The 23,781-nt window shown below is 43.1% G+C and carries 21 protein-coding genes and 1 pseudogene; 10 read left to right on the forward strand and 12 right to left on the reverse strand.

Annotation, left to right across the window (positions count from 1 at the left end; all coding sequences use genetic code 11):
* Positions 1–3: 3 nt before the first annotated feature.
* A complete protein-coding gene (locus tag GSF13_RS10320; RefSeq protein WP_206471323.1) occupies positions 4–612 on the forward strand; it encodes a glutathione S-transferase family protein in 609 nt (202 codons plus the stop codon).
* A 74-nt stretch (positions 613–686) separates the two neighbouring features.
* Here the strand turns inward: GSF13_RS10320 and GSF13_RS10325 are convergent, their stop codons facing one another.
* Positions 687–1,865, reverse strand: a complete 1,179-nt coding sequence (locus GSF13_RS10325) for an acyltransferase family protein (RefSeq protein ID WP_211868170.1) — start codon at positions 1,863–1,865, stop codon at positions 687–689.
* Between the two features lie 200 nt (positions 1,866–2,065).
* On the opposite strand from GSF13_RS10325, the gene GSF13_RS24705 reads away from it, so the two are divergent.
* Together GSF13_RS24705 and GSF13_RS24995 are read left to right on the forward strand one after the other, a co-directional pair.
* Complete coding sequence (locus GSF13_RS24705; RefSeq protein ID WP_249122761.1) at positions 2,066–2,353, forward strand: hypothetical protein; 288 nt, start codon at positions 2,066–2,068, stop codon at positions 2,351–2,353.
* Positions 2,354–2,363: 10 nt separating this feature from the next.
* Positions 2,364–2,741, forward strand: a complete 378-nt coding sequence (locus tag GSF13_RS24995) for a hypothetical protein (protein WP_349251767.1) — start codon at positions 2,364–2,366, stop codon at positions 2,739–2,741.
* Positions 2,742–3,008: 267 nt separating this feature from the next.
* On the opposite strand, the pseudogene GSF13_RS10335 reads toward GSF13_RS24995, so the two are convergent.
* The 6 genes and pseudogenes from GSF13_RS10335 to GSF13_RS10360 form a co-directional block, all read right to left on the reverse strand.
* Positions 3,009–5,048, reverse strand: a pseudogene (locus tag GSF13_RS10335) (prolyl oligopeptidase family serine peptidase).
* Between the two features lie 142 nt (positions 5,049–5,190).
* Positions 5,191–6,816 carry a Na/Pi symporter gene (locus GSF13_RS10340; RefSeq protein ID WP_211868172.1) on the reverse strand — a complete coding sequence of 542 codons (1,626 nt, stop codon included), beginning with the start codon at positions 6,814–6,816 and terminating at the stop codon, positions 5,191–5,193.
* A gap of 127 nt (positions 6,817–6,943) precedes the next feature.
* The gene (locus tag GSF13_RS10345) at positions 6,944–7,960 is read right to left on the reverse strand and encodes a helix-turn-helix transcriptional regulator (RefSeq protein ID WP_211868174.1); all 1,017 of its coding nucleotides are present in this window, start codon (positions 7,958–7,960) and stop codon (positions 6,944–6,946) included.
* A 121-nt stretch (positions 7,961–8,081) separates the two neighbouring features.
* Complete coding sequence (locus tag GSF13_RS10350) at positions 8,082–9,323, reverse strand: lipase (protein WP_211868176.1); 1,242 nt, start codon at positions 9,321–9,323, stop codon at positions 8,082–8,084.
* Positions 9,324–9,332: 9 nt separating this feature from the next.
* Positions 9,333–10,283, reverse strand: coding sequence for an alpha/beta hydrolase (locus GSF13_RS10355; RefSeq protein ID WP_211868178.1), 951 nt, complete (start codon positions 10,281–10,283; stop codon positions 9,333–9,335).
* A gap of 2 nt (positions 10,284–10,285) precedes the next feature.
* Positions 10,286–12,556, reverse strand: coding sequence for a TonB-dependent receptor (locus GSF13_RS10360; RefSeq protein WP_211868180.1), 2,271 nt, complete (start codon positions 12,554–12,556; stop codon positions 10,286–10,288).
* A gap of 445 nt (positions 12,557–13,001) precedes the next feature.
* Between GSF13_RS10360 and GSF13_RS10365 the strand changes: the two genes are divergently transcribed.
* A complete protein-coding gene (locus tag GSF13_RS10365; protein WP_206473639.1) occupies positions 13,002–15,290 on the forward strand; it encodes a hypothetical protein in 2,289 nt (762 codons plus the stop codon).
* A 212-nt stretch (positions 15,291–15,502) separates the two neighbouring features.
* Positions 15,503–15,685 carry a hypothetical protein gene (locus GSF13_RS10370; RefSeq protein ID WP_010607278.1) on the forward strand — a complete coding sequence of 61 codons (183 nt, stop codon included), beginning with the start codon at positions 15,503–15,505 and terminating at the stop codon, positions 15,683–15,685.
* A 160-nt stretch (positions 15,686–15,845) separates the two neighbouring features.
* Here GSF13_RS10370 and GSF13_RS10375 read toward each other — a convergent pair whose 3' ends face one another.
* Positions 15,846–16,460, reverse strand: a complete 615-nt coding sequence (locus GSF13_RS10375) for a response regulator transcription factor (RefSeq protein WP_010607277.1) — start codon at positions 16,458–16,460, stop codon at positions 15,846–15,848.
* Positions 16,457–17,593, reverse strand: a complete 1,137-nt coding sequence (locus tag GSF13_RS10380) for a histidine kinase (RefSeq protein ID WP_248298756.1) — start codon at positions 17,591–17,593, stop codon at positions 16,457–16,459. Before GSF13_RS10380 ends, GSF13_RS10375 begins: the two co-directional genes overlap by 4 nt.
* A gap of 154 nt (positions 17,594–17,747) precedes the next feature.
* Here GSF13_RS10380 and GSF13_RS10385 point away from each other — a divergent pair, with 154 nt between their 5' ends.
* The 3 genes from GSF13_RS10385 to GSF13_RS10395 all read left to right on the forward strand — a co-directional run bounded on the left by GSF13_RS10385 (position 17,748) and on the right by GSF13_RS10395 (position 19,232).
* Positions 17,748–18,056, forward strand: coding sequence for a hypothetical protein (locus tag GSF13_RS10385; RefSeq protein ID WP_174170791.1), 309 nt, complete (start codon positions 17,748–17,750; stop codon positions 18,054–18,056).
* A 232-nt stretch (positions 18,057–18,288) separates the two neighbouring features.
* Entirely contained in the window at positions 18,289–18,537 is a 249-nt protein-coding gene (locus tag GSF13_RS10390; protein ID WP_010370628.1) for a hypothetical protein, read from the forward strand.
* Positions 18,538–18,665: 128 nt separating this feature from the next.
* Positions 18,666–19,232 carry a hypothetical protein gene (locus GSF13_RS10395; protein WP_017217868.1) on the forward strand — a complete coding sequence of 189 codons (567 nt, stop codon included), beginning with the start codon at positions 18,666–18,668 and terminating at the stop codon, positions 19,230–19,232.
* 196 nt (positions 19,233–19,428) lie between these two features.
* Here GSF13_RS10395 and GSF13_RS10400 read toward each other — a convergent pair whose 3' ends face one another.
* Positions 19,429–19,977 (reverse strand): carbohydrate binding domain-containing protein, encoded by a 549-nt coding sequence (locus tag GSF13_RS10400; RefSeq protein WP_211868182.1) that lies wholly within the window; start codon positions 19,975–19,977, stop codon positions 19,429–19,431.
* A gap of 242 nt (positions 19,978–20,219) precedes the next feature.
* Here GSF13_RS10400 and GSF13_RS10405 point away from each other — a divergent pair, with 242 nt between their 5' ends.
* The gene (locus GSF13_RS10405; RefSeq protein ID WP_211868185.1) at positions 20,220–22,901 is read left to right on the forward strand and encodes a DUF2339 domain-containing protein; all 2,682 of its coding nucleotides are present in this window, start codon (positions 20,220–20,222) and stop codon (positions 22,899–22,901) included.
* An 11-nt stretch (positions 22,902–22,912) separates the two neighbouring features.
* Here the strand turns inward: GSF13_RS10405 and GSF13_RS24715 are convergent, their stop codons facing one another.
* Entirely contained in the window at positions 22,913–23,149 is a 237-nt protein-coding gene (locus tag GSF13_RS24715; protein ID WP_249122763.1) for a hypothetical protein, read from the reverse strand.
* 90 nt (positions 23,150–23,239) lie between these two features.
* Positions 23,240–23,464: a hypothetical protein gene (locus tag GSF13_RS10415; RefSeq protein WP_227387340.1), complete on the reverse strand. Its 225-nt coding sequence runs from the start codon at positions 23,462–23,464 to the stop codon at positions 23,240–23,242.
* A gap of 52 nt (positions 23,465–23,516) precedes the next feature.
* On the opposite strand from GSF13_RS10415, the gene GSF13_RS10420 reads away from it, so the two are divergent.
* Complete coding sequence (locus GSF13_RS10420; protein ID WP_130126743.1) at positions 23,517–23,765, forward strand: hypothetical protein; 249 nt, start codon at positions 23,517–23,519, stop codon at positions 23,763–23,765.
* Positions 23,766–23,781: the final 16 nt, after the last annotated feature.

Here is a 23,781-nt window from a genome sequence, read left to right on the forward strand (position 1 = left end):
TAGATGTTAACTGTTCACCACTTAAACGAATCACGCTCGACAAGAGTACTTTGGCTTTTACATGAACTCGATATGCCTTATGACCTTGTTAAGCATCAGCGCAATCCTGAAACGCGCCTTGCGCCCGAAAGCCTAAAACAGGTGCATCCGCTTGGAAAAGCCCCCGTGTTGGTCGATGACAGCCTAGTTTTATGTGAGTCTGGAGCCATCATGGAATATCTGCTAGATAAGGCAGAAGACAGTAGATTGCGACCAAGTGCGGGGACTCCTGGGTACTATCAATATCAAGAATGGTTGCACTTTGCTGAGGGGTCATTGGCACTGCCGGTGATCGCGTCTTTGATGATGAAGATGGAGCAGCGTGCAGGCGATAAACCAATGGATGGTTACATTGCTAAAGAAGTCAATGTCGACTTTTCTTATATAGATACCACACTCGCCAAGCAAAGCTATTTCGCAGGCAACGACTTTACCGCCGCCGATATTATGATGACAGTGATGCTAGAAATCGCAGACAAAGTCGGTTTGCTCACAGCGCATGGCAATATCAAGGCTTATCTTGAAAAAGTGCAAGCTCGCGCCGCATATCAAGCTGCACGCAGCTACGGTTAGGCTGTTTAAAAGCCAGAGGTTTGCTCTGGCTTTTGCGAAAGTAACTTTCGCACGCCGACTTCCTCTACTAAAGTTCACTCCGTCAACATGCCTGCTTTTACATTTTTTGGCTCGGCTTTTCGGCCGTTTAATAAAATACCAATCACCGTATTTCTAACCAAATAACGGTAGCTAATAATGCCTATCGTCACCGTCAGAGATAGAGCAATAATAAACTTGATGAAGACAGGTACTTCAAGGTTCGTAAGAGGAAGTTGAATATACACAAGGAGCGGAATATGGATGAGATAAATCCAATAGGATGCGTCTGAAATATAGCGACTTTGTTTGTTAAATTGATTTAACCATTTGAACCCGGCTAAATAAGCGACAGCAGTCCAACTGAGAATGGCGATGGTTTGAACTACAACGCTGATCAAATTGATTTTTTCAGGCGTTGCGTCGCCTGTTTTGATCGCGATGATGACTTTTTCAAGCGACGGTGATGGCGGCAAAAAGTAAAAGTATGCAACCAATGAAGTGCAGGCAGTAATTAATAACCAATTGAATTGTTTTGAGTAGCGAGTTACCACTTCATGATGATGAAATAGTCCTGCTCCCAACAAAAATAAAGAGCCATAAAACCCGTAAACCCACCAATGAGGTTGCAGTTTATCAGGAGCTGGAAATGGCACCATCAAATTGGACATAGATGCCGTGATGATAACCGGCAATATAACGCATAAAAAGACTGGTTTAACAACGATAGCGAGAGTGTGTTGATAAAACTTTGGAAACTTGTGTAACAGCCAAAATAACACACAGAACTGGCTTAAATACCATAAGAACCATAAATGCATGCTTGTCACCTGTGGCTCTTTTATCTGCTGCATAACACCAAATAACGGTGGTGGAGTGCTGGCAACGCTGCTGCCCCAATGCATCGCATGTAATAACACCAGTAAGGTGAGCGGTAGGAAAATAATAAAGGGAATGAGTAGTCGTTTTAACCTGTTATGAATATAAGCTTTACCACCACGCTTTTGAATAAGCAGGGCGGCACAAAAGCCGGCGATGATAAAAAATAGTGGCATCCTGAATAGGTGCGTCCACATGGCGAGGTAATTAAAAAAGACATTTTTGTCTGGATCGACACTGATCCAAAGGTTATGAAAATATGGGCCGTAAGCTAAGGCCGCATGAAAAACAACGCCAAGCAATAGTGCCAAGCCTCGCATATTATCAATATAATGAAACCGCGCGTTATTGTGCATTCTGTTATCCCTACATTGGATGCTTTATCAGGTGGTTATACTATATTTTCTGCCTACTAAAATATTGAAGAAAAGCGACTCTTCAGGCTGAATCGTTGTTACGAGAACATTTAATAACAAATAAAGTGGCTGACCGACTTTATTTTTATCCTGACTTGGACTCAAAATAGAGACTTTATCTTGCTGGAAACGGAGCCAGAATGAAAGCAAAATTGATATTTGCAAGCGCAGCATTAGCATTAGGGTTAGTGGGGTGTAATAGCGACAGTAGTGGTCCTGATGATGGTCAATGTGGTGGTGTTGGTAACTCAAGGTTTGATATAACCGGCTTTAACCTCGGTGAGTTTAGCGCTGATCAGGTAGATGAGTGGGTTAACACTGAATATGATGGCGTTGAACCTATTTCGTATCAAACGCTCGTATTTCAGTTTAAAGCTGACACGCAGTCTGTAGCGCAGTTAAGCGCAGTTAAGCGCACCGAGTTTTAAGTTTTCTTTAATTAGCACCGCTTATGCCTGCTCACCTGTTCCCCCGTATACCAATGAAAAAATCACGGATATAAATATTACCTCTAGCGCTGCGTTTAGTGACGAGTTACCTGCAGGTTCAAGCTTAAATGAGGTGTTCGACATCGTGTATATCGGTTCCGATTACTCTAATCAGGTTGATTATCGTAGGCTGGATAATGGTGAAAAAGACTACTTTTCAATATCCGAATTTTTAGATATGGAAGATAAAAAAACGAGCGAATTTATCCAGTTTGCACTGAACAGTGAACCTACTTACAAACAGAACCATGTATTTTATATTGAAATTTCGCTGGATACCGGTGAGCAATTCTCGCTTGAATCTCAGGAGCTTAGTTTTGCCGAGTAGGTGAAATGAGAAAAGCGCTCAATATGAGCTTGAGCGCTTTTAACGTACTAGATAACCTGAGCTGCGGATAATTAATGCCTTTCTAGCAGCCAGTTTTAGCGCTAACTGCGTTGAATTCACTTCCAATAGCCAGCTATTGGTGCGTAAATTCGCCTTGCTTTCCCTAAAACTCTCTGGCTAGACAAGGAAAAAACTAAGTTGTGCTTTAGAAACAATGAGTTGGAACATTCTTTATCCAAACCTCAGGTTAGATAGTAAAATTTAAAGCTATTTGAGTCTGTCCATGAGGTAAACAAACTCAAGGCTATTTACCATCGCTCGCTGTTCATTGTTTGCAGCGCCTGCATGGCCACCTTCGGTATTCTCAAAATACAGAACTTCAAATCCCATATCTTTCATTTTAGCAACCATTTTACGTGCATGGCCTGGGTGAACGCGGTCATCTCGGGTTGAGGTTGTGAAAAATACTTTCGGATATTGTTTGTCTTTACTTAGGTTATGGTAAGGCGAGTACGTTTTAATGTATTCCCACTCTTCAGGAACATCTGGATTACCATATTCGCCCATCCAACTTGCGCCAGCGAGTAGCTTATTAAAACGCTTCATATCGAGTAATGGCACTTGGCAAATAACGGCGTTGTAAAGTTCAGGCCTGCGAGTGAAAGCGGCGCCCACTAGCAATCCGCCGTTACTACCACCTTTAATACCTAAATGTTGAGGCTTGGTTACTTTATCTGCTATCAGCTGCTCTGCTACGGCTTCAAAGTCTTCATACGCCTTGTGGCGATTTTCTTTTAGTGCTGCTTGGTGCCAGCTTGGTCCATACTCACCGCCGCCACGAATATTCGCAAGCACATAAACACCGCCTTGTTCTAACCAGTTTTTACCAGTTGATGCCGAGTAGTACGGCTGCATAGAAACTTCAAAGCCACCATAGGCATATAATAAAGTAGGATTGCTACCATCTAACTTGATATCTTTCTTATGAACAATAAAGTAAGGCACTTTTGTACCGTCTTTTGATGTCGCAAATTTTTGCTGGGTAACAAACTTATCTGCGTCGAAATGTGATTTATTACCTTTGAGTTTTGTTGTTCTAAGTGATTTACCATCGACTAAGTAAAGACTGGTCGGTGATAAAAAGTCCGTGTAGGTGACAAAAAAGTCGTCTCTATTGGGATCAGTATCAAAAACGGATAATGAACCGGTATCAGGAAAGTTCACTGGGTCTATTTTCCACTGCCCATTAGCTTTAGGCATATAGCGGAAAACCTTATTCTTTACATCATCTAACACGGTAACTAGTATAGCTGATTTGGTAAAACTCAAATTTTCTATTGAACGATTTGCTGTTGGCTTGATTAAGCTTGTAAACTGGATATTTTTAGAATCCAAATCGTTAATGTTGGCATATATTACTTCTGCTTGTGAAAAGTGCTTCCAAGCAGATTTTAGCTGGATAAAGAGCATGCCATTGTTTAATCCGAGGAGGCTTGCGTCGCTAGGCACTGGAATTTTTATCTGCTTATCACCTTCGAGTTTATAGACATCGCGAGTATAAAAGCTTGTAGAATCGTATAGAAAGTGATTTGTGTTGCCTTGATCGTATACCGTAAAGCCTCCGGCACTGATAGAACTTTTATTTGCCTGATAGACCGTTTTAGCGTCGTCCAGCAGCGTACCGCGTTGCCACACTTTAACCGTTCCAGCATAACCTGAGTCAGTTAATGAGCCTTCTCCAAAATCTGTTGCAACAAATATTGAATTCTCGTTGAACCAAGATACTGAGGTTTTTGCTTCAGGTAAATAAAACCCATTTTTTACAAAAGATTTGCTTGGAATGTCGAACTCTCTCACTACTTTTGCATCAGCACCACCGCGGGATAAGTACACCAAACAGCGTTCATACTTTGGATAGTGACAGTTCATTCCGCCATAAACCCAGTTTTCGTCTTCAGCTTTTGCTAGCGCATCTAAGTCGAGAATGGTTTCCCACTTAGGATCCGCTTTTTTATACTCTTCAAGAGTTGTTCTGCGGTATATGCCTCTTACATGCTCCGCATCTCTCCAGAAATTATAGTAATAACCTGCACGTTCAGTTGCGTACGGAATACGAGACCGATCATTGATAATATCTAATGTATTTTGAAAGATATGATTATATTAGCTGTGGCTTTTGAGTTGTTTTAGTGAGCTATCGTTTTGTGCCGTTACCCACTCTAGCGCTTGTTTGCCTTCAATCTCTTCAAGCCATAGGTATGGATCTTTTTCTAATGCTATCGATTTACCAGCAAAGGTGGTGAGCATACATAGTGTCGCAATATTTGTAATTTTTTTTCTCAAAACTTAGTCCCTATTTTATAGTTATTTATTACGTTTTATCATCAAGTCGTCAAAATAGGAATGTGTGCTGATTAAAAAAACGTGATCTGCTTACATCGATTCACACTTAATCTGCTTGCGATGGAGAGAGTTGTGCTTCAATGGCGTGGATCAGCAACATCGCTTTATGCCACTGCTGTGAAAGTTGCCACATCTCCGCCAGAGTATTGATATTGCTTACCATCTTATCTATCGCCAGTGATGCGTGAGTACCTGCTAGAATTAAGTCGTCTTTCACATCGTCATGTAAACGTTGCAATGTCTCTTGCGCCTGCAACAGCTCTGCAGGTGTTACGCTTTGCCCATGTAAGCTGGTTTTCATGAAGTGGCTAAGCTGGGCTTGGTATTCATTCAATTGTGCATGCAAGTCATGATGCTCTGCGAGTTGCTTATATGGAGCGTGTTCCGTTAATTGTTCTACACAGTGGCTACAAGTAAACAAATACTGCTCAATACGCATGAGTTTAGCAAGTAGTGAGGTGGTCTGTGATGATAATGCTGATTGCTCTACTGACACAATAAAAAGGCTAATTTGCTGACACAGAGATTGAACTGCATGAAGTGCCTGTTCAACCGCGAGCTTATCGGTCGGGAGTAGGCATTTATCAAATTGGGTCAACACCTTATCTGCAACGAGTTTGGACTCAAGCAATAACGCATTGATTGCAAGCTCTGGCGTTTGGGCGATGGTATTATCTAAAAAGCGTGGCCTCGAAGCCGTCTCCTCGGCATTGCAAAAGCGTTTCATTAAAAAGCCCGCGAGCCTGTCATTGAGTGGAAAGATGAGTAGCACGCCCAAAATATTAAACAAAGTATGAAAAAGTGCCAATGACAACGCAGGATCAGCAGTGACGCCGAAAAGCGCGGTAAAATGGTTGATGAGATAAAACAGCACAGGTAACACCGCGAAAGCGACCATCGCGGTGAATACATTAAATATGACCTGAGCCGCCGCGACGCGTTTAGCATTAGCTGTTGCGCCAATGGATGCCAGAATAGATGTTGACGTGGTGCCGACGTTTGCACCGATGACCATCGCGCCTGCGGCATATAACCCAATCATGCCACTAGCAGCGGCGGTAATGGTCAAGGCGATGGAAGCACTGGAGGATTGAGTAAGGGTTGTCATCACCATACCTACCAGCAAAAAGGTCAACATGCCGTTTATTCCCTCTGCGGTAAATTGGCTTAAATCAAACGCAGCGACAATATGCTCAAATGCGCCTTTGAGAATATCAATACCGATAAAAAATAGCCCAAAACCAACCAAGGCCATGCCTGCCGATGCCAGTCGCGAGCGAGGAAGTAGCAACTTCATTAAGGCACCAATGCCTATCAAGGGGAGTGCGATAGCTTGGATATTAAATTTAAATCCAACCGCGGCTACCAACCAGCCAGTGATGGTGGTGCCAACATTGGCGCCATAGACAATACCAAGCGCCTGATGCATGGTAATAAGACCTGCATTTACAAAGCCCAAAGAGGCCACGGTAACCGCGCTGGACGACTGCACTAAGGCTGTCATGCAAAAGCCAGCAGCAATACCGCGCTGAGGGGTTTTGGTCCACACTCCAAGCACTCGGCGCAGTGACGAACCGGCCGCTAGTTTCAGGCCGTCTGTCATCATGCTTATCGCAACTAAAAATATCCCCAAACCGCCGAGTAGCGTTCCTGCAAGTTGAAGTGTTTCCATATTCCTTCCACGTATTACATTTTTACTCTGTTTGCTTGTTGCACAATATCACTTTTGTTGTGCTTTGTTTTGTTTAACGTCAACTTTTACATGAGTTGTATTAGCAGCTCTAAACAAAATTTAATAGTTAGGATTTTGAACTCAACCCCTGCAGAAATTGCATAGGCGTTATGCCGTTCCACGACTTAAACGCACGGATAAAGCTACGCTCATCTGAAAACTGTAGCGTGTGCGCCACCTCATACAAACTACTGCCTTGAGTCAGTCGCAGTTTGGCCTGCTTGTTCTGTACGTTATTTTTGAGTTGTCTAAAACTGGTTTGATACTCAGCGAGCCTTCGTCTTAATGTTGCCGGACTGATATTGAGCTTGTCAGCCATTTGTTCTTGGCACAGTGTTCCCGCGTTAAGCTCACTATAGACTTTATCGAGCAAGTTAGCATGGTCGTTGATCGACTGCTGGTGATGGAGTGTACGTGCGAGCGAATGATAAATGGTATTGAGCGTTAAGTGCTCTAGCTTCGCCAAATCCAATGATTGATTCGTTTCTTGGTATTGATAGGTGAGTAAGTAGCGATTGCTTACGGGTTTAATGGGAATGTGGGTGATAACCGAATTTAGCAGCGAGCTTGAGTCACTTTTGGTCTGCACTTGTGTGAGTTGAACTTGGGTGGTTTCGGCGCACACATATTTTACGAGGCCATGGATCAATATCAGCATGCTATCTAACATACAGCGAGAAAATTGTGCGTCAGCGGCTGTGGCGTAGTCAAAGGCTGCATCATCAATTATGTAACTCACTTGAGAGTGTGACACCTCGCAGAAATTGTAGGTCCCCGCGTGGATAAAGTTATAGCCACGGGCAAGCTCCTGTAAGAGCTGAGTAATGGTGCGGCAATGGCGCAGGCTATTGAATACAAATTCGTTGGTGCCAGGCAGAAGCTTTTTGCGGTTGAGGTTTAGACTTTCGTCATTGAGCTCGACAGCACAGTGTTCCATCACGCGCATAAACTCAATGGCATCTAGGGCGTCAATGGCTTTATTGATAGCCAAATACTGCGCGACCGCAGCAAATTCCAGTTTTGCTGCGGTGAGTGTGTGCTGCATCAATTGCACGTAGCAAGGTGCAATAGCGGTGTTTGACATAAATACGTAAGCTCATCCTGTCACTCTCAACAATTCAGTTAATCAACATCAACTCAAGATAGCAATAGTTTTGCGTTGCAACTTTAGTGCAGTATTTTGTCACCACCCGCCGAGGGGGCTGCTAGGGAGCACTTAACCAATTTTTGATTTGGTTGATTGCACTGGGTTCCCAGCCAAGCTCTAGATGGTTGGTGGTCACAACCGCTGAGCCCGCCAAGTTACTTATTCCTGTGCTGTCGATGCAGCTACTGATAAATACAACGCCATCGGAAGGGCCGGTATGTTCATTGTGAATAAATGCCATATCGGCCTGATCGCCACAAAGATTATAAACTTGAACGCTGCTGTCGGTGCCAGCGCTACGAACTTGGTCTACCAGTGAGTTGACCGTAAACGCTGCGATACCTCGGCCTTTGCTCACAAACCCTAAGCCACCGTAGTAAGTGGTGTACCAATCTTGCTCTGTGGTGGGGAGTGCATATTTATCATCTAGTGCTTTTAGCATCTGCGCGGAGCCGGGAAAGTAAGGCGAGTCGTAAACCCACTCGGAACTCGAATACCATAGGCCAAAACATAATATTTGATCATGCGCAGTAGGCCCATTTATGCTACCGCCACATTGCGAATAAGCACCATAGGTATGATTAACGCCGTGACGAAATGACCAATCAATGCCGTTGTTGGGGGCACCGAGCATCACCAGTTTGCGTACGTCACTGTTGAATTTAGTGCTCCAAGCATTGGTCAAAGAAGAAATATACATGCGGGCATTAAATGCGCTTTTTGACCAAGTGACTAAATCGACTTGCGTTGCCCCCGTCTTATTTTTAACCTGAGCGATGGCATTGGCTATCTGCTCCGCCCAGATAAAGCCATCGCCATTTTTATGCGCCAGATTTAAGGCAAAGACTTTGTAATCATCATTGGCAAGCGCTTGCATTAAGCCTTGCGAAGGGCAGTTTTGTCGACCACAGCCGTAACTACCGGCCTCGTTTGGATTTGCCCAAGCCAAATCAGCATCTTGATTGGCACCGTGGATCAGCAACACCGGTGTTTGGCGGCTGTTACTATCCCAACCCGGCGCATGATAAAGCAGAAACTGCGCAGAGCTTGGTTGGCTAGATGCAAAGAAAGTAGCACGCTGACCTGATTGATCGCCACGGCCGTCGGCAGGAAAGCTTTCATTGCCGATATGCCCTGAGCTATCTCGCCACCTTTCAACCTTCTGCCAGCCATTGTTAATACCTGTGGTATAGGTGGCTTCAAGTGTCGCTGAAGCGTGCGCTACACCACTAGCTGCAAGTGAGATAAAAACGAGCAATCCATAAGTGTGAGTACGCAACGCTGTTTTTGTGTTTTTCATATTTTTATCCTAGGTCAAGTCATGTTTTAACTGATTGGCGATATTACTGCGCGCGAGCTTGCAGACGTCGAGCACGGCAAAGGAGAAAAACGCATGTATGGTATTTTCAAAGCAGGTTAGGGTATTAAGCACACCCGCTTGCTTTAGTTTTTTGGCGAGCAGTATTCCTTCGTCGTAAAGTGGGTCGCAGCCGGCAAGCAGCACACTAGTGGCAGGAAGGTGCGTCATGTCTTCAATAAATAATGGCGAGACATTGACGTCCGCCGCGCTTTGCTCGGGTGCGAGATACCAGTCGCAGGTGTCTTTAATTGCCTCTCTGGTTAGCAACAAGTTTCCATCGCCATACTGCATGCGTGACGGGTAGGTTTCATGGGGAGAAAAAGAGTCAACCACAGGGTAAACTAGGTATAAGTTACTTAGGGTGTTTGGCTGTTGTTGATGTAAGTTATGCGCTGCAACAAGCGCTAAGTTACCACCTGCACTGTCGCCCATCAGTGAAATCTTAGTGGGGTCTAGCTCCAACTGCTGGTGGTTTTCTTGCAGCCAATCTACTACGGCGAGCACTTGCTGCAGGGCGCATGGAAACTTATGCTCAGGCGCGAGGCTGTATTCGACACTGAAAAAAACGACACCGGATTGCTGGCATAAGTCTTTTACCAGACCGTCATAGCAGTCGACATCTCCTAAAGACCAGCCGCCGCCGTGGACAAACACCACCGCGGGACTGGGGCTTGCCAAAGGCTGCCCTGGGCGGTAACAGCGAACGCTCACGTGAATACCATTGTGTTCAATGTGTAGGTCTTGGCTACTTACTTGTGCTTCAATCTCTCCCGCGAGTCCTAAAAACATCGCTCTTGCGCCTTGTCGAGAGGTCTCAATGGAGATTTCTATGTCATGAATGTCGCCAGCTTGAGCCGCGAGGTCGTCTAACAGTGCTTGTGTTTGTTTGTCTAATTTCATAATTAAAACTTATATTTAAGGTTGATACCGTACGTTCTAGGCGCGCCGTAATAACCAAGTTGAACCCCAGGTGCTGCGCTAAGATCGAAGCCGTGTTGACGATAGCGTTTATCGCCTAAGTTTTTACCGTATAAACTGGCTTCCCAAGTATCGTCCGCGGAGCGGTAGTGTAGTGACATATCAAAGAGGGTGTAGCCTGACTGTGCGAGTACCTCAGAACTGCTCACGGTGAGATAGGTTTTACTGCGATAGGCGGCACTACCACGTAGCGAAAATTCGCCTTGCGTAAAAGCGCTAAAGAAGTATTCAAAGCCTGCACGGCCATTCCATTTGGGTGAATTAACCAGCTCTCTTTCATCGCTGACCTCTTTACCAAAGTCGCCGATAAGCTCATCGTAGCCGCCCCCTAAATAGCCCAGATTGAGGTTCAGAGTGAGGTTATCGGAAGCCACGGCTTCGAGCTCCATTTCTGCGCCGTAAATAGTGGCTTTACCTGCATTTTCAAACAGTGATAAAAACGCGCCGGTGTCGGGGTCGATAGAAAAGCGGCTGAGCTGAAAGTTTTTGTAGTCATTGAAAAAAGCCGCGGTATTTAAGCGAATATTCTGATTATTCAATAAAGACTTAGAGCCAATTTCATAGCTCCACAAGGTTTCTGGTTCAAAAGGTTGTGCAAATGAGGTGATCCGGCCGTTAAAACCGCCACTTTTAAACCCTTTTCCGGCGCTCAGGTAAACCATGCTGTCGTCAGATATGGTGTAATCGAACACCACTTTTGGGGTAAACTCTTTCCACTCCTTGGATGCGCTGTAGCCTGTAGGGCTATAGCCAATGCCTGTGCCGAATACCGCTTCCATTTCCTCAGCCGTTGTTACACCGGTGCCAAAAAACTCCTCGCCTTTGGACGTGACTTCTTTTTTCTCTATGGTGTAGCGTGCGCCAAGCGTGACGTCGAGCTTTTCAGTCAAAGACCAAGAGAGGTTAGCGTAGAGGGCTGAGCTGGTATTTTCTTGATCGCGTTCTCCTGCGTTAATCACAGGCCAAGGCAGGTAAACATCTGGTGCTACCATAACGAAAAAGTCCGGAGCGACGGAGCCGCCAAAACTCAGATCGTCCTCATTAAAGTAATAGAGCCCAGATACCAAGGAGAACTGGTCGTCTTTGTATAACCATTGAAATTCTTGGCTTATCTGCTGTTGATCTTCGAAATTAAAAATACCAAATGATGCATCGGGGGTGGCATCTAAGTCTAAGTGCGTGCGGTATTCCATTTCGCGTCGAGCAGTGATGGATTTAAATACCGAGTGGCCCGTGAGATATTCAAGCGTTAAGCTCGCTCCCAAGGTATCGAGCTCTTCTAAATCGTTGTAGTTAACGTCAACGAGAAAAGGGTCTTCCTCGGGCGCATAGTAGCCTTCTTTTACCACCGAATAGATAGGCGTTTCTCTATGTGGGGTGCGTGAGCTTGAGGGGGATGCGTTCGAGCCGTCGACGACTAAATAGGCCGAAAAATTCTCACTTGGTTGATAAAGTAAACTGCCGCGCCACGCTAAGGTGTCTTTGTCGTGGTCGTCACTATTGTTATAGCGATTCTCACTAAAACCATCTCGACTACTTTTGGCAATCGCAAAACGTCCAGAGAGCGTGTCTTCAATCAATGCGCCGTTGACGCTAGCTTTTATCGTCCGAGCATTATAATTTCCAAGTGCCACGCTGACATATCCTTCGTTGTCTTGCGAAGGTTTGGCACTACTGAAACGCACCGCGCCACCTATGGTGTTGCGACCGTAAAGGGTGCCTTGTGGACCGCGTAATACTTCGATTTGTTCCGGGTCGACAACATCTAAAAAGGCACCTTGAACGCGCCCAAGATATACGTCGTCGAGATACACACCAACGCCAGGGTCATTAAAGGAGATAGAGTCAATTTGGCCAATTCCGCGAATATAAATGACGGCGTTGGAAGCATCACCTGAGTGCAGGTTAAGGTTCGGAACGTGAGAGGCCAGATCACCGAGATCTTGTACATTCATCTTCTCAAGCTCTGAGGCGGAGAGGGCGGTCACCGCAAGCGCGACATCTTGTAGGTTTTCGGTTTGCCGCGTTGCGGTAACGCTGATCCGCTCAATTTTTTTGCTTTGCTGAGTGCTTAGCGTGGACTCCGCTTCGGCATAGCTATGGCCTGATAATACAGCCGCTATCAGAAGTGATAGTGTATGCCGTGGTATACCTTTGGTTGAACTGACTCTGTGCGATTGAGTTGCTGCAATCATGCTGAGTAACCTTTCGTCGTTATTATTATGTTCTCCAGTATAGGAATGAAGAAAATTCAATAGCTAGGACAAAAGCAGTCAACTTGATGAGCAAATTAGCTCATTACGAACATGGATATCTTATTCATCCATTCAACTCAAACCTGTTCTACGGCTCAATGGGTATTCCATTTTAGGACCACATTATGATGCTGGTTAATGAGGGGGAATGGCAAGCCAGAATATGACAACAGTAGCCGCACTTGTAGTCAATCATTTCCTCATTAGTAGCTGAGATTGCTTACGCCTTTCTGCATGAAAAGCAACCATATTATTGTGACTTAAAGTAATTTATATGAAGTATATTGCAATAATCTATTTACTAAAAAAGCGATTTTGATATTCTTCCGTTCCAAAAATAAACACATGAGTTTGGTATGCCAGCTTAATTAGGAGCCTACATCGTATGGTAAATGTAAAAATAATTATAACAATAATAGTTGGACTACTTTTAGCTGCTTGTGGTGGAGGCAGTGAGAGTGAGGAGAGTAAAGCGACGTCGCCGCAACAAAATAAGAGTGAAAACAACTTTACGATATCAACTCAAATAGATAAGCACGTTCGCATTCACCCTCAAACCGCAATTGTGAAACCTGGTGCAATAGCGACCTTTGAGGTAACGGCTGATGCTGGGTATCAAATTAACCTGATAGAAGGATGCAGTGGTGCACTAACAAACACCACCTATAAAACAGCTCCTATAAATGCTAACTGTACAATTAGTGTTACGACCGTGGCTTCTTTAGTGGCTCCAGAGAAGAAAGAGCAGTTATCTGTAGTTCGGTTAGGTTACCCTGGAAGAATTAAGCTCGATCTTGCGGAACACGATCAAACTGCAATCTATAATCTTTATTATGCAAAGGAGTCTGGAGTTACTAATGAAAACTATCAACACTTGAGGAAAGGTAACGTGCTCAAAAACGTGAATTTTCCAATTGAGTTACCTGCAGCTTGGAACGACTTTCAAAATACCTACTTTATTGCAGAAAAAGTGGTTGGTCATGTAAAAAGTTTAAGTAATGAAGTCACCACAACACACCAACATATTGCGGGCAACTGGGGCCGGCTATGTGCAGTTGAGGGGAGCAGTATTAGCTGTTGGGGTGATACTAGATACCGAAGCCATAAAATTATTGCACAACAGCCTGAAATAGTTGATGAAATTAAGCAGCTAGCAGTTGGTACAGTGCATCAGTGTAGTTTAAGCAAGGTTGGAGTCACATGCTGGGGAAATAGTGAAGATGAACGATTAGCTGTTCCTGAATTATCAGACCCCAGCTTCATCGCGATAGATGGTTCAACATCGTGCGCTATAGATAGTAAAGGAATGAAGTGCTGGGGTGAAAACGCATCTGCTCACAATAGGGTCGTATTACAAAACCCTAAAGAAGTTAAATTGAACGACTTCTCTCAAAATTGTGCGATAGACGATAGCGGTATAGTTTGTTGGGACAATTACGGTAATGTAAAACTTAAATTACCAGAGCTGAAAGCTTCGCACTCTTTGACGATTAGTAACCGCTTTGCTTGTGCGATTAGTGACAATAAAGTTGCTTGTTGGACGAAAAACGGTACACCTGTTGAGTTAGAGAGCATATTCAAAAACCCGAGTCAAGTTACAGTAAACAATGCAAGTATCTGCGTGCTAGATGATACGGGTGTAAAATGTATTGGTGACCAACAACATCCGGGCCAAAATGTTCCTCACCTAACAAATCCTCGTTCAATATTTAGCGATGATCAATACAATTGTGCAATTGATGACAATGGTTCACATTGTTGGGGAAGAACAGAGTATATATACAATGAGTTACCTCATTTGACTAATCCAACACAAGTCGCATTTGATAGCTTTACGGGTGAGAATCCTCTTAGCTGCTTTGCTGATGAAAGTGGCTTAGAGTGTTCAAGTAATTCTTACGGTCAGGTTTTGTTTGATAAACAATACTATCCTGATGACATTTCTTTGAGAGATGACAACTTATGTATCGTTGAAAATGGTAAGTTGGAGTGTTTCGAGTTGGTAAAAGAATGGAGCCAAGAAGACCCTAAAATTCGACTGCAAGCGCGTCCAACAAATTTAGATTCTATTAGTAATGGAAGCGCAGCAAGAAAATCTTACCTTAGTTGGGAAGGTATTAGCGTATGCGCTTTATACACAGGCGGCTTTTTGTGTGACAGCGACAACTCTGGGGCTGATTGGAGTTATCCTAGTATGTATTTTGATAACATATTATCTCTGGATTTAAGTGAGGACCGTATTTGCATGGTTAGAGGTTATCAGCAGATTAATTCTCGCTTTGTGCAATGTATCAAGGAGGGAACTCATGAAGAACTGTTTGTTCCTGGTGACTTATTAACTACAAAAAGTGTCTCAGTTGGTGCTATAGAAACATGTGTTTTAGAACTTGATAGAGCGGTGTGCTGGAATCGCGCTAATGATGTATATAGCAAACCACTCGTTAATCCGACGCAACTCAAAGTATACACTTACCAAGCTTGTGCAGTAGATGATAACGGTCTATCTTGCTGGCCCTTAGGGAGTAATGAAGGAAAGGGGATAACGCTTCCTTCGATTCAAAATGTGACGAAATTAATGGAAGACTCAACCTGTGCGGTGGGAGAAGATGGTTTATTTTGCTGGGATATTTTTCCATATTATGGGTATGGGCAAAGAGACCGAGCACTATACTAGTTTAAAGGCATTGGACTGGGTTGAGCTCAGTCCATTGCACGCAACAAATTATCCGATATGTAAAGATTGCATGCTAAGCCCTTAGTTAAAACTGAGCGAAAGAATTATTTACAATTTTAGTATTTGCTGAATTATTGTTCTTTATCTCTAAAGGTGATACTTTGGGGTACTCTTGTAAAAAGGGTACAAATTATCAATAAGGAAAATAAAGAATGAAATTGAAATTACAAAAAAAACCACTTAAATCTCTATCTAATAATACCGAACTCAATGCGCAAGCGACTCCTCAAGTTGCAGGTGGCGTGAAGCAAACTGAGTGGTGCAGCATGGGTCCAAAATGTTTAGTTACCGGCACTTGCTATCCTACGGATAAAGTTGCCTGTACGGAAATGTAATATTGATTCGTGATGCGGACCTAGTTCGTATCACGTTTTATGCTTTTTTGTATAAATAACCTTAGCTTCGGATAGTTAATGCCATCCTAGCCGTCAGCTTTGGCGCTAACCGGATTGAGCTCACTTTCAATAACCAGCTATCGTCACGGTTAAGCTTCATTTAAATCAAACTCTGGTTAATCGCCTTTATGACCGCTTGGGTTCTGTCTTTAACTTCAAGTTTTGCGAGTATTTGAGAGACATGGTTGCGAATGGTGCCTTCGGAATTGTGTAAGGTGTTGGCGATGATTTTGTTTGACATGCCGAGAGATAAACAGCGCAACACTGCTTGTTCTTTTTCAGTCAATTTTTCTTGTGGTGCTAATTGCTGATCTAGAAGGTAAGTCGTCAAAGCGCTTTGTAGCACTTTTTTCCCTGCAATCACTTGTTGGATGGCGTCGATTAATGCCTCTAGTTCAATATTTTTAAGTACATAGCCCCGTGCACCAAGATTAATGGCCTTTACCAATACATCGCAATCTTCAAAGGTAGTGATAATCAAAACTGGAGTGGGTATTGCGTTAGTGCGCAATGCATTAAGTACACCTAGTCCATCTAAATTAGGCATGCGCATATCCAGTAAGATGATGTCAAATTGTTGTGAAGCGAGTAACTCAAGTGCCTGTATACCGTCTTCAGCTTGCCCTTTTATACAAATGTTTTCGTCAAGGTTAAGCAAGTTGGCTAGGCCTAACCTCACCAAGGTTTGGTCTTCCACGAGTAGGCAATTGATCATGTAATATTCTCGGATAAAAGGTTAAGTTCGGGTACAGGTATGGTTATCGAGCTGATGAGCTTTTGATTTTTAATTTTTTGTGTGAATGAGCCGTTAAGTAGTGCTAGTCGCTCATGTAGCCCAGATAAGCCATTGCCTTGTTTTGGCAAGCTAGACTCGCTTTGGTTGTGAAAGGCGCTAGCTTTTAGATTATGGTTTGCTGTGTCAATTACGACCTCAAAATTGATATGATTTGCTTTGGTATGTTTGAGCGTATTGCTTACCATTTCTTGACAAAAACGGATCACGCAGAGTGAATGCGCTTGCGAGATTTGTTCTGAACCACGGTCTAGCTCTAAGGTGTAGCGCAAATTGGGTGTAGCCGTGAAAATTGCTTCTAGTGCTTGTTTCAAGAGTGTTTTATTGTGGCGCTGAGTGGATACGATACTTCTTACTTCCTCAAGCAAAGTTTGGCTTAGTTGATGGCAACTTGCTAGGGTTGGCTCTATATCTTCGCTTGCCGTTCTTTTTGCGAAATCAAGATTAATACTCAGTGCTGTGAGTTTATGGCCTAGTGAATCATGCAATTCTCGGGAAATATTGAGTCTTTCTTGCGCTGCTGATATGGCTTCCATCATGTGTTGCGTGGCTTTAAGCTCTTTGTAATTTTGCCGAGATTGGTAGTGCATATTGAGGCTCTCAACTATGCGTCTGCTGACAAACCAGTTCATTGCACAAAAAAATAGCCAAACAGCAAAGATGATCCAAGGTACGCTACCTTCCCACATTGTATAGTGTGTAAATCCGTATACCAGCATAGCAAGTAACACGGCAGACAGAACTTTAGGGAATGAAAAGTGCGGACTAAAAATTGCAGAAAACATGACCAAATGAATAAAAACTAATGAAGTTGTTGATACCTGCATAAGTAGCGCTATCAATACTAGGTAGGTACAGGCTGCCGCATGGACTCGCTTATTTGGGTTGTTAATGATAAAAAACAGCAATGTCAAAATGGCACCGCTAATGATTAGCTGGCCGACCAATGCGAGCTGAGAGTTACGGTAATACATACATGCAAGTGTGACACCTAACCAAGAAGCAAGTGTTGAAAAACGCCAGTCTGTTGTATGGCGGATAGGAGAGTCCATCATTTCTGCGCAAAGTTTTTATTTTCGATTATTACAGAATCGCTATGGTGAGAACAGTGATAATTGTCATAGTCAAAATATGAGATTTATCACTGGTGACGTGACATCACTTTACTAAGATAGTGATGGGTATCGGTAATTCATATGAGGCTTATTTATGACGGATATGGCAACGGTTTCTTCAATGGCCACTGTTCAATGTGGCGTCGCTCGTGCTGATGGAAGATTATGGGCGACGGCAGATACACTGCATTTTACTCCTTTCAATACCTTGCTGGGGCTAGGTCCATATCAAATTGATATCGTTGATGTGATTAAGGTTGAACAGTGCCTTGGCAAAGGCGCAGGACTGCTTCCTCTTACAACTCAAGCGATCCAAATTACATTAAAGAGTAATCAAACGTTCAAATTTATTTTATCAGAACCTGAATCATGGGTAAGGTGGTTCAATTCTATTGACTGTTGAATAAATGAAAAGGATTTAAACCCCATAATTTATAGGTGGCTTTCTTTAAGTTATTGTAAATTTTTAATTTTTATTTTTATTTTCTTGGTTGGTTTCATTTGATAACTGGTTTAAAAAAAGGGATTGTTCAGTTTGATAATTAACCTATAATTAATTTGGCAGGTAGAAATAAAGCTGATAACCTATTGCCCGTCTCAAAATAATCTCACTTAAACACAAGGATTATAGTGTTATGAATGCTCAAAGATTGGAGCGCATATTAAGTGCGTTTTTACCTTCTTTTATTGCCAAGCAACTAGCTAAATCACCAAAACTTTTGCTGTTTGTTGTGCTATTTATCACCTTGCTCGTCATTTTTATTATTAAAGTTGCCTCTTTTGCCATTTACTCTTTGGTCGTGGGAGCTGTGTTATTCGGCTGTTGGATGGCGTGGAGTGGCACTAAACGCATCATGTCGAAGCGCAAGAAACGAGTGTCTTAAAGTTAAATCAAGATACTCTGGGTTTAATACCTATTACTTAATTAATCTGAAATATATTTTGTCTGTTTGTCTGCTGGACTAGATATTACATAAATTGAAAATCTCAATCTATTTAAGGAAAAATAACCATGAGTCTATTAAATAAATTCAAAACTCAAGCGCAATCTATTGGCAGTAGTATTGGTGAATCTACCAGTAAACTAAGCGGTGATATTGTGTCTTCAACGAAAGACAATGCAAAGCTTGCTGGTTTGAAATCAGATATCGCGTCAATCGATGGTCAACTTAATATTGCATACCAAGATATTGGCCGCAAATATATTGAAAACCTAATCAAAAACGATGGTGCAAATCTTGAAGCTGTATTGCAAGACACTATCGAGCGTATCGATCCGTTAATTAAGCGTAAAGACGATCTGGAAGCGGAAGTTATCGCTATTGAGAAGCAACTAAAAGATCAGATAGTTATCCAGGAAAAAGCGGTTTTCCAAAAAGAATTTGATGGTGAAAAAGAGAAGCTAGAAAAAGCGCTAAAGCTTGATGTTATCTCGCAAGACGAGTTTGATACTAAGCTGGCTAAAGCACGTTTGAAACTAGACAATTTCGATGAAATTCGTAAAACCAAAAAGCAGCACGAAATGGGTCTAATCAATAAAGAAGAATTAAAAGAAAAGCTAACTGCGTTAGGTGCGTAATCTAACGCTTAATGACTCCCTGATTAGCCAGCGCTATTAATTTAACAATTATATGAGCTGGCTACACTATGCTTTATTGAAAAATCACATTCAAATCATTGCGTTTACGTTATTCGCTTTAACCTTAAATTGGCAGCGATTGTTTAGTAAAGTGGAATACCCCACATGTAGATGCACATCAATTTAATTGGCTAAATTACTCAATTCGAAGACTCTTTATTGCAAGGCTTGCTTCGCCACCTTCTGTGTCTGTCAAGTCTGGTACAAAGTAAAGTGCGGAAACATGCTTGAGTATGACCCCTTTGTCTTTTGACCAAGCAGGTGTCCAGTTGGGTCTGGCAAAATCATTCAGAGCTACGTTGATTGTTTGCCAAGTATCTGATGCTGGTAATTTAGATTGGTAGTGCGCATAGCTTTTATCACCTGAGCCGCCATACTCCTGCTGCGATAACTTAACTATCAAAGCGTTATCACTTTTATACGTCAATGCAATGTTGAATTGAGAGGGGAGCTGTTTAGTGGGCAAGTCGTAAATAAGCTCTACCCAAGAGTTGTTTTGTTTATCGACTCGCGGCACGCGTTTAAACTGAATAGCAAATTGCTCTTCATTAACAAGCGGGCCGTTCAGAATTGCTTGGCTGCCATGCGGATCGGTCGCATAACGCCATTGTTTTGGCTTTAAGTTCGGCTGAGTATAGCTACAGCCAGAAACCGCAATAACGAATAAAAGTGATAAAAAACGCATAGAAAAATCCTTAGAACAACGTCCCTAAAATATAATTTTTTAGTTTATTTACAAGAAGGTAATATGACAACGGGGCGCATGTGCATTTTTGGCCAATGTTAGAAAATTTCAAGTCATCATACTTCAATGTGGCTTGCTAAAGTTATGGCACCTATCATGAGAGATTGATTTATTGGTGTGGTTGATCTCATACTGTTTCTAATACAGGTTAGCTAGGGTCTAGCAAACAAATAAGGAATCGTATGGAAACGGAGTTTATCTCTTTTATTTTTTATCTTTTTGTATTTATTGGCGCTGTATTTGCTCTACAAGATAGACAAAGGCTTAAGCAACTTGTCAAAAAAGTACATCAGTTACAAAATACGATAGAGCAGCAAAGTCGCCGGATCTCGACACTTGAAGGTCGTGAATTCTCAGATCAAGCACGTTCAGAGAAGAAGCTTTCTGTGCGTGGACAAAGGAATGACGAAACAGCTGATAGCACATCATTAACTGCACGAACAGCATTGGGTGGCTCCATTGCAACAGCCAATCCTACACAACCTCAGCAGCCTGAAAGCGACAGTATGGTGACTATCGCAAGAGCCAAGCCTAGTAAGAGTAAACCAGCCTTTGAATTTGACTTTACTTTAGATTCTTTATTAAAAGGGAATGGACTTTTTTGGATAGGTGCCGTAGTGCTAGCCTTGGGCGGCGTTTTTCTAGCTAAGTACTCTATTGAAGCCGGACTTCTTCCCCCTAGTGTGCGAGTGATACTGGGGGCCCTTTTTGGAGTTAGCTTGGTTACTGCCGCTGAAGTTGTAAATCGCTACAAAGAAAAGCTAAAAATTAATACGCCATACATTTCTGCAGCACTTGCCAGTGGTGGCGTGATCACTTGCTTTGCCATGACATTGGTTGCTTTTGATTTCTATCATTTTATACCGGCTAATATGGCCTTTGTTTTACTCGCCATTATTTCATTGGCTGCGACCTCTTTGGCACTGAGATTTGGCCCTGTGCTCGCAGGTATCGGCATCGTTGGTGCGTATGTCGTGCCTGCTTTGGTATCGACCGGTTCAAATAATATCGGTGCGTTACTGCTGTATATCAGCTTTGTTTCACTCTCTGCGATTTGGGTTGCGGATTATGTGAAGCGCAAATGGCTGTGGTGGCAAAGCTTTGTTGGGCATTTCTTATGGTTTTGCACCGCGGTTGCGGTTGGTGGAAGCGGCGACTTTTGGGTGCTGCTGATTTTTGCGCTTATCTCTATGTACTTATATGTGTTGGTAGACGTACTGGGTTGGCGGCTGACGAATTCAATGATAAGTCCGTTGCCGGTCAAAGATCTATTAATGCCAAGAAAAGAGCAATTGGGAATTTTACTCCCACTGTTACTTATCGCATGTGCGCTAATAATAAAAACCCAAATCGATACGCTTATTTGGGCTAATGTCTTATTTGCTAGCGTGGTTTTGTGCGCGGCTTATAGACATAGTGCATTGGATAGTTGGCCATTTTATTTACTATTGTTTGTACTTCTCTCATTCTACTTGATGCCCAAAGTGGGCACTTACGGCGACGTACTTTTTCCTTTCACCGGTAAGTATTTGTTTATCCAAGTAGCAGTGGTCATCACGATGTTATTTAGCATGATGATGATTAAGCGATATCCATCAAGACTCGCTTATTTGATGCTGTTGAACGTGGCACCACTTGCGCTTTACGGTGTAAGCTACGCTATTTCTCCTAGAGTCGCAGAAGCAATTTTATATCCTGTATGGGCGGTTGAGATGTTGGCCATCGGGCTCTTCGCTTCGTATTGTGCGATGAAAACGGATACTAATATTCAGCAGGTCACTTACCTTATTTTGGCGAATGCCATGCTGAGTTTGTGTTTTACGATGTTACTCTCGGCAAGCTCGTTGACTTTAGCGATTGCGGCACAGGTAGCGTCTATGAGTTATTTGAGCTGGAAGTACAAAGTGCGTATACCTGATTGGTTGTATAAGGCTGCACTTATTGCCGTTGTTACCCGTCTTACTTTTGCGCCTTGGCTTGCAGATTACAAGCACGAAACGATTTTAACTATACATTGGACACTTGTGGTCTATCCGCTAGTGCTGGGCATCATTTGGTTTGCTACCAAATACAACCCTTCAAAGGCCCTGAACACTTGGTTTATGGGCGTCGCAATGCATATTGTGGCGCTTCTGGTTACGACCGAAACAAGTTATCTCTTGATTGGTGACTACCCTGATTTTACTAATCTCGGTTTCCAAGAATCCGTGTTGCTTGCTTTGAATTGGCTGGTGCTTGGCGCTGTATATCTGTGGCGAGGGCAGCTCAGCGACAAGGGCAACAGACTTTATCCGCTTGCAGCTAGCTTGCTATTACTTGGAAGCGCGTTGCTCCACGCCGATATTTCGTTTGCCAATAATCCGTTTTTTGACAGGCAATATATTGGAGACGGCGTGTTTAATTGGTTACTTTTGCAGTGGTTGGTACCAGCATGCGTATTCGCTTTCATGCTCCAGTTTAAGTTAATACCACCGCAATTTAAGCGGTTGGTATACGGGCTGATAGCCTTGCTAGGGGTCTTGTTTATCAATGGTGAAATTCGGGCGTTATTTCATGAGGGTTTCCTTGTGCTGTCGATGCCGATGGAGCAATCCGAGTTATATACCTATTCGATTGTTTGGCTATTGATTTCAACCGTATTAATTTTTGTTGCCAAGCGGATAGAGCATAAAGTGCTGATTAACGCCGGTTTTGCAGGGCTAGCCATTGTTATTTTAAAAGCTTTTGTGGTCGATATGGCAAACCTCGAAGGCTTGCTGCGCGCCTTGTCTTTTATCGGTTTAGGCTTATGTTTGGTGGGAATTGGTTGGCTGTTTCAAAAAATGCAGGATCAGCCCAGAGAGGTAAAACCAACGGCGGACTGATCCTTACATTTTTACAAGCAGTAACCACCGTCAACAGTGATGTGCGCGCCGCGCATTGCTGTTGACCCTTCACCAGTTAAAAAGTCTAAGCTTGCTAGGGCCTGTTGACCTTTGCTGTTTGATTTTTGTTCTTCTGAGTGTGTTTTGGTCGCGACGCTCGACTTGCAGCCTAGTAATCTAGGCAAAAGTTGAGCAACAATGAACAAAGCGCACTCAGATGAACCCAAAGGGCAGCGCTTGATTAGCATTTCTTCTGTGTTGCCCCACAAGGATGTGGGGTAAGGTGACTTTGCAGGAGCACAAAGTCTTTATCGCCAGACTTACATAGAATGACTATGCTACGCTGGCTCTGCCTTGTATAAATACCAATCAAACTGCTGCAAAAACAAACTTGAAAGATCAACAGGCCCTAGTATTTCTGTGGCTTGTAACATGCGCCCTAATGGAATCGACGACAACCCTACATTTAGCTCGGCTATTTGTTGCTCGCTCATTCCCGCTTCGTTTTGGATTTCAGTATGGGTCAAACTGGTTAAACGCCATTTGGTGTTGGGTTCAATCATTTCAGCAGAACTGGTATTCTACGCGGCATACTGAGTAAGTGAGAGTGAAGAGATGATCAACGATAAAGATATCATTGAAACCTTGGACGAGCTGGAAGCTTTTTTGTTGCTAATTGATAACGGTGGCTTAGGTTTACAAAACGTGGCTGGTGTGGCGCTGGCAACGAACAACAGCGATGGTAGACCATTTATTGCGATTTTGGATGATAAACACCAATTGTTGTTGGGTCGTTGGGTATCTCAAGACGTGTTCGAAAACGGCAAAGACATGGTTCGTTACGGACCAAAGAAAGCACATTAATATCTTTTGAGTAGCC

Source organism: Pseudoalteromonas sp. M8 (genome assembly GCF_018141365.1).
In the GTDB taxonomy this organism is placed as follows: Bacteria; Pseudomonadota; Gammaproteobacteria; order Enterobacterales; family Alteromonadaceae; genus Pseudoalteromonas.

Excerpts from the sequence above, each read along its gene's own strand:
- GSF13_RS10320 (WP_206471323.1), top strand. The coding sequence starts at position 4 with ATGTTAACTGTTCACCACTTAAACGAATCACGCTCGACAAGAGTACTT.
- GSF13_RS10325 (WP_211868170.1), bottom strand. The coding sequence starts at position 1,865 with ATGCACAATAACGCGCGGTTTCATTATATTGATAATATGCGAGGCTTG.
- GSF13_RS24705 (WP_249122761.1), top strand. The coding sequence starts at position 2,066 with ATGAAAGCAAAATTGATATTTGCAAGCGCAGCATTAGCATTAGGGTTA.
- GSF13_RS10340 (WP_211868172.1), bottom strand. The coding sequence starts at position 6,816 with ATGGAAACACTTCAACTTGCAGGAACGCTACTCGGCGGTTTGGGGATA.
- GSF13_RS10345 (WP_211868174.1), bottom strand. The coding sequence starts at position 7,960 with ATGTCAAACACCGCTATTGCACCTTGCTACGTGCAATTGATGCAGCAC.
- GSF13_RS10350 (WP_211868176.1), bottom strand. The coding sequence starts at position 9,323 with ATGAAAAACACAAAAACAGCGTTGCGTACTCACACTTATGGATTGCTC.
- GSF13_RS10355 (WP_211868178.1), bottom strand. The coding sequence starts at position 10,283 with ATGAAATTAGACAAACAAACACAAGCACTGTTAGACGACCTCGCGGCT.
- GSF13_RS10360 (WP_211868180.1), bottom strand. The coding sequence starts at position 12,556 with ATGATTGCAGCAACTCAATCGCACAGAGTCAGTTCAACCAAAGGTATA.
- GSF13_RS10365 (WP_206473639.1), top strand. The coding sequence starts at position 13,002 with ATGGTAAATGTAAAAATAATTATAACAATAATAGTTGGACTACTTTTA.
- GSF13_RS10370 (WP_010607278.1), top strand. The coding sequence starts at position 15,503 with ATGAAATTGAAATTACAAAAAAAACCACTTAAATCTCTATCTAATAAT.
- GSF13_RS10375 (WP_010607277.1), bottom strand. The coding sequence starts at position 16,460 with ATGATCAATTGCCTACTCGTGGAAGACCAAACCTTGGTGAGGTTAGGC.
- GSF13_RS10380 (WP_248298756.1), bottom strand. The coding sequence starts at position 17,593 with ATGATGGACTCTCCTATCCGCCATACAACAGACTGGCGTTTTTCAACA.
- GSF13_RS10385 (WP_174170791.1), top strand. The coding sequence starts at position 17,748 with ATGACGGATATGGCAACGGTTTCTTCAATGGCCACTGTTCAATGTGGC.
- GSF13_RS10390 (WP_010370628.1), top strand. The coding sequence starts at position 18,289 with ATGAATGCTCAAAGATTGGAGCGCATATTAAGTGCGTTTTTACCTTCT.
- GSF13_RS10395 (WP_017217868.1), top strand. The coding sequence starts at position 18,666 with ATGAGTCTATTAAATAAATTCAAAACTCAAGCGCAATCTATTGGCAGT.
- GSF13_RS10400 (WP_211868182.1), bottom strand. The coding sequence starts at position 19,977 with ATGCGTTTTTTATCACTTTTATTCGTTATTGCGGTTTCTGGCTGTAGC.
- GSF13_RS10405 (WP_211868185.1), top strand. The coding sequence starts at position 20,220 with ATGGAAACGGAGTTTATCTCTTTTATTTTTTATCTTTTTGTATTTATT.
- GSF13_RS24715 (WP_249122763.1), bottom strand. The coding sequence starts at position 23,149 with ATGCTAATCAAGCGCTGCCCTTTGGGTTCATCTGAGTGCGCTTTGTTC.
- GSF13_RS10415 (WP_227387340.1), bottom strand. The coding sequence starts at position 23,464 with ATGATTGAACCCAACACCAAATGGCGTTTAACCAGTTTGACCCATACT.
- GSF13_RS10420 (WP_130126743.1), top strand. The coding sequence starts at position 23,517 with ATGATCAACGATAAAGATATCATTGAAACCTTGGACGAGCTGGAAGCT.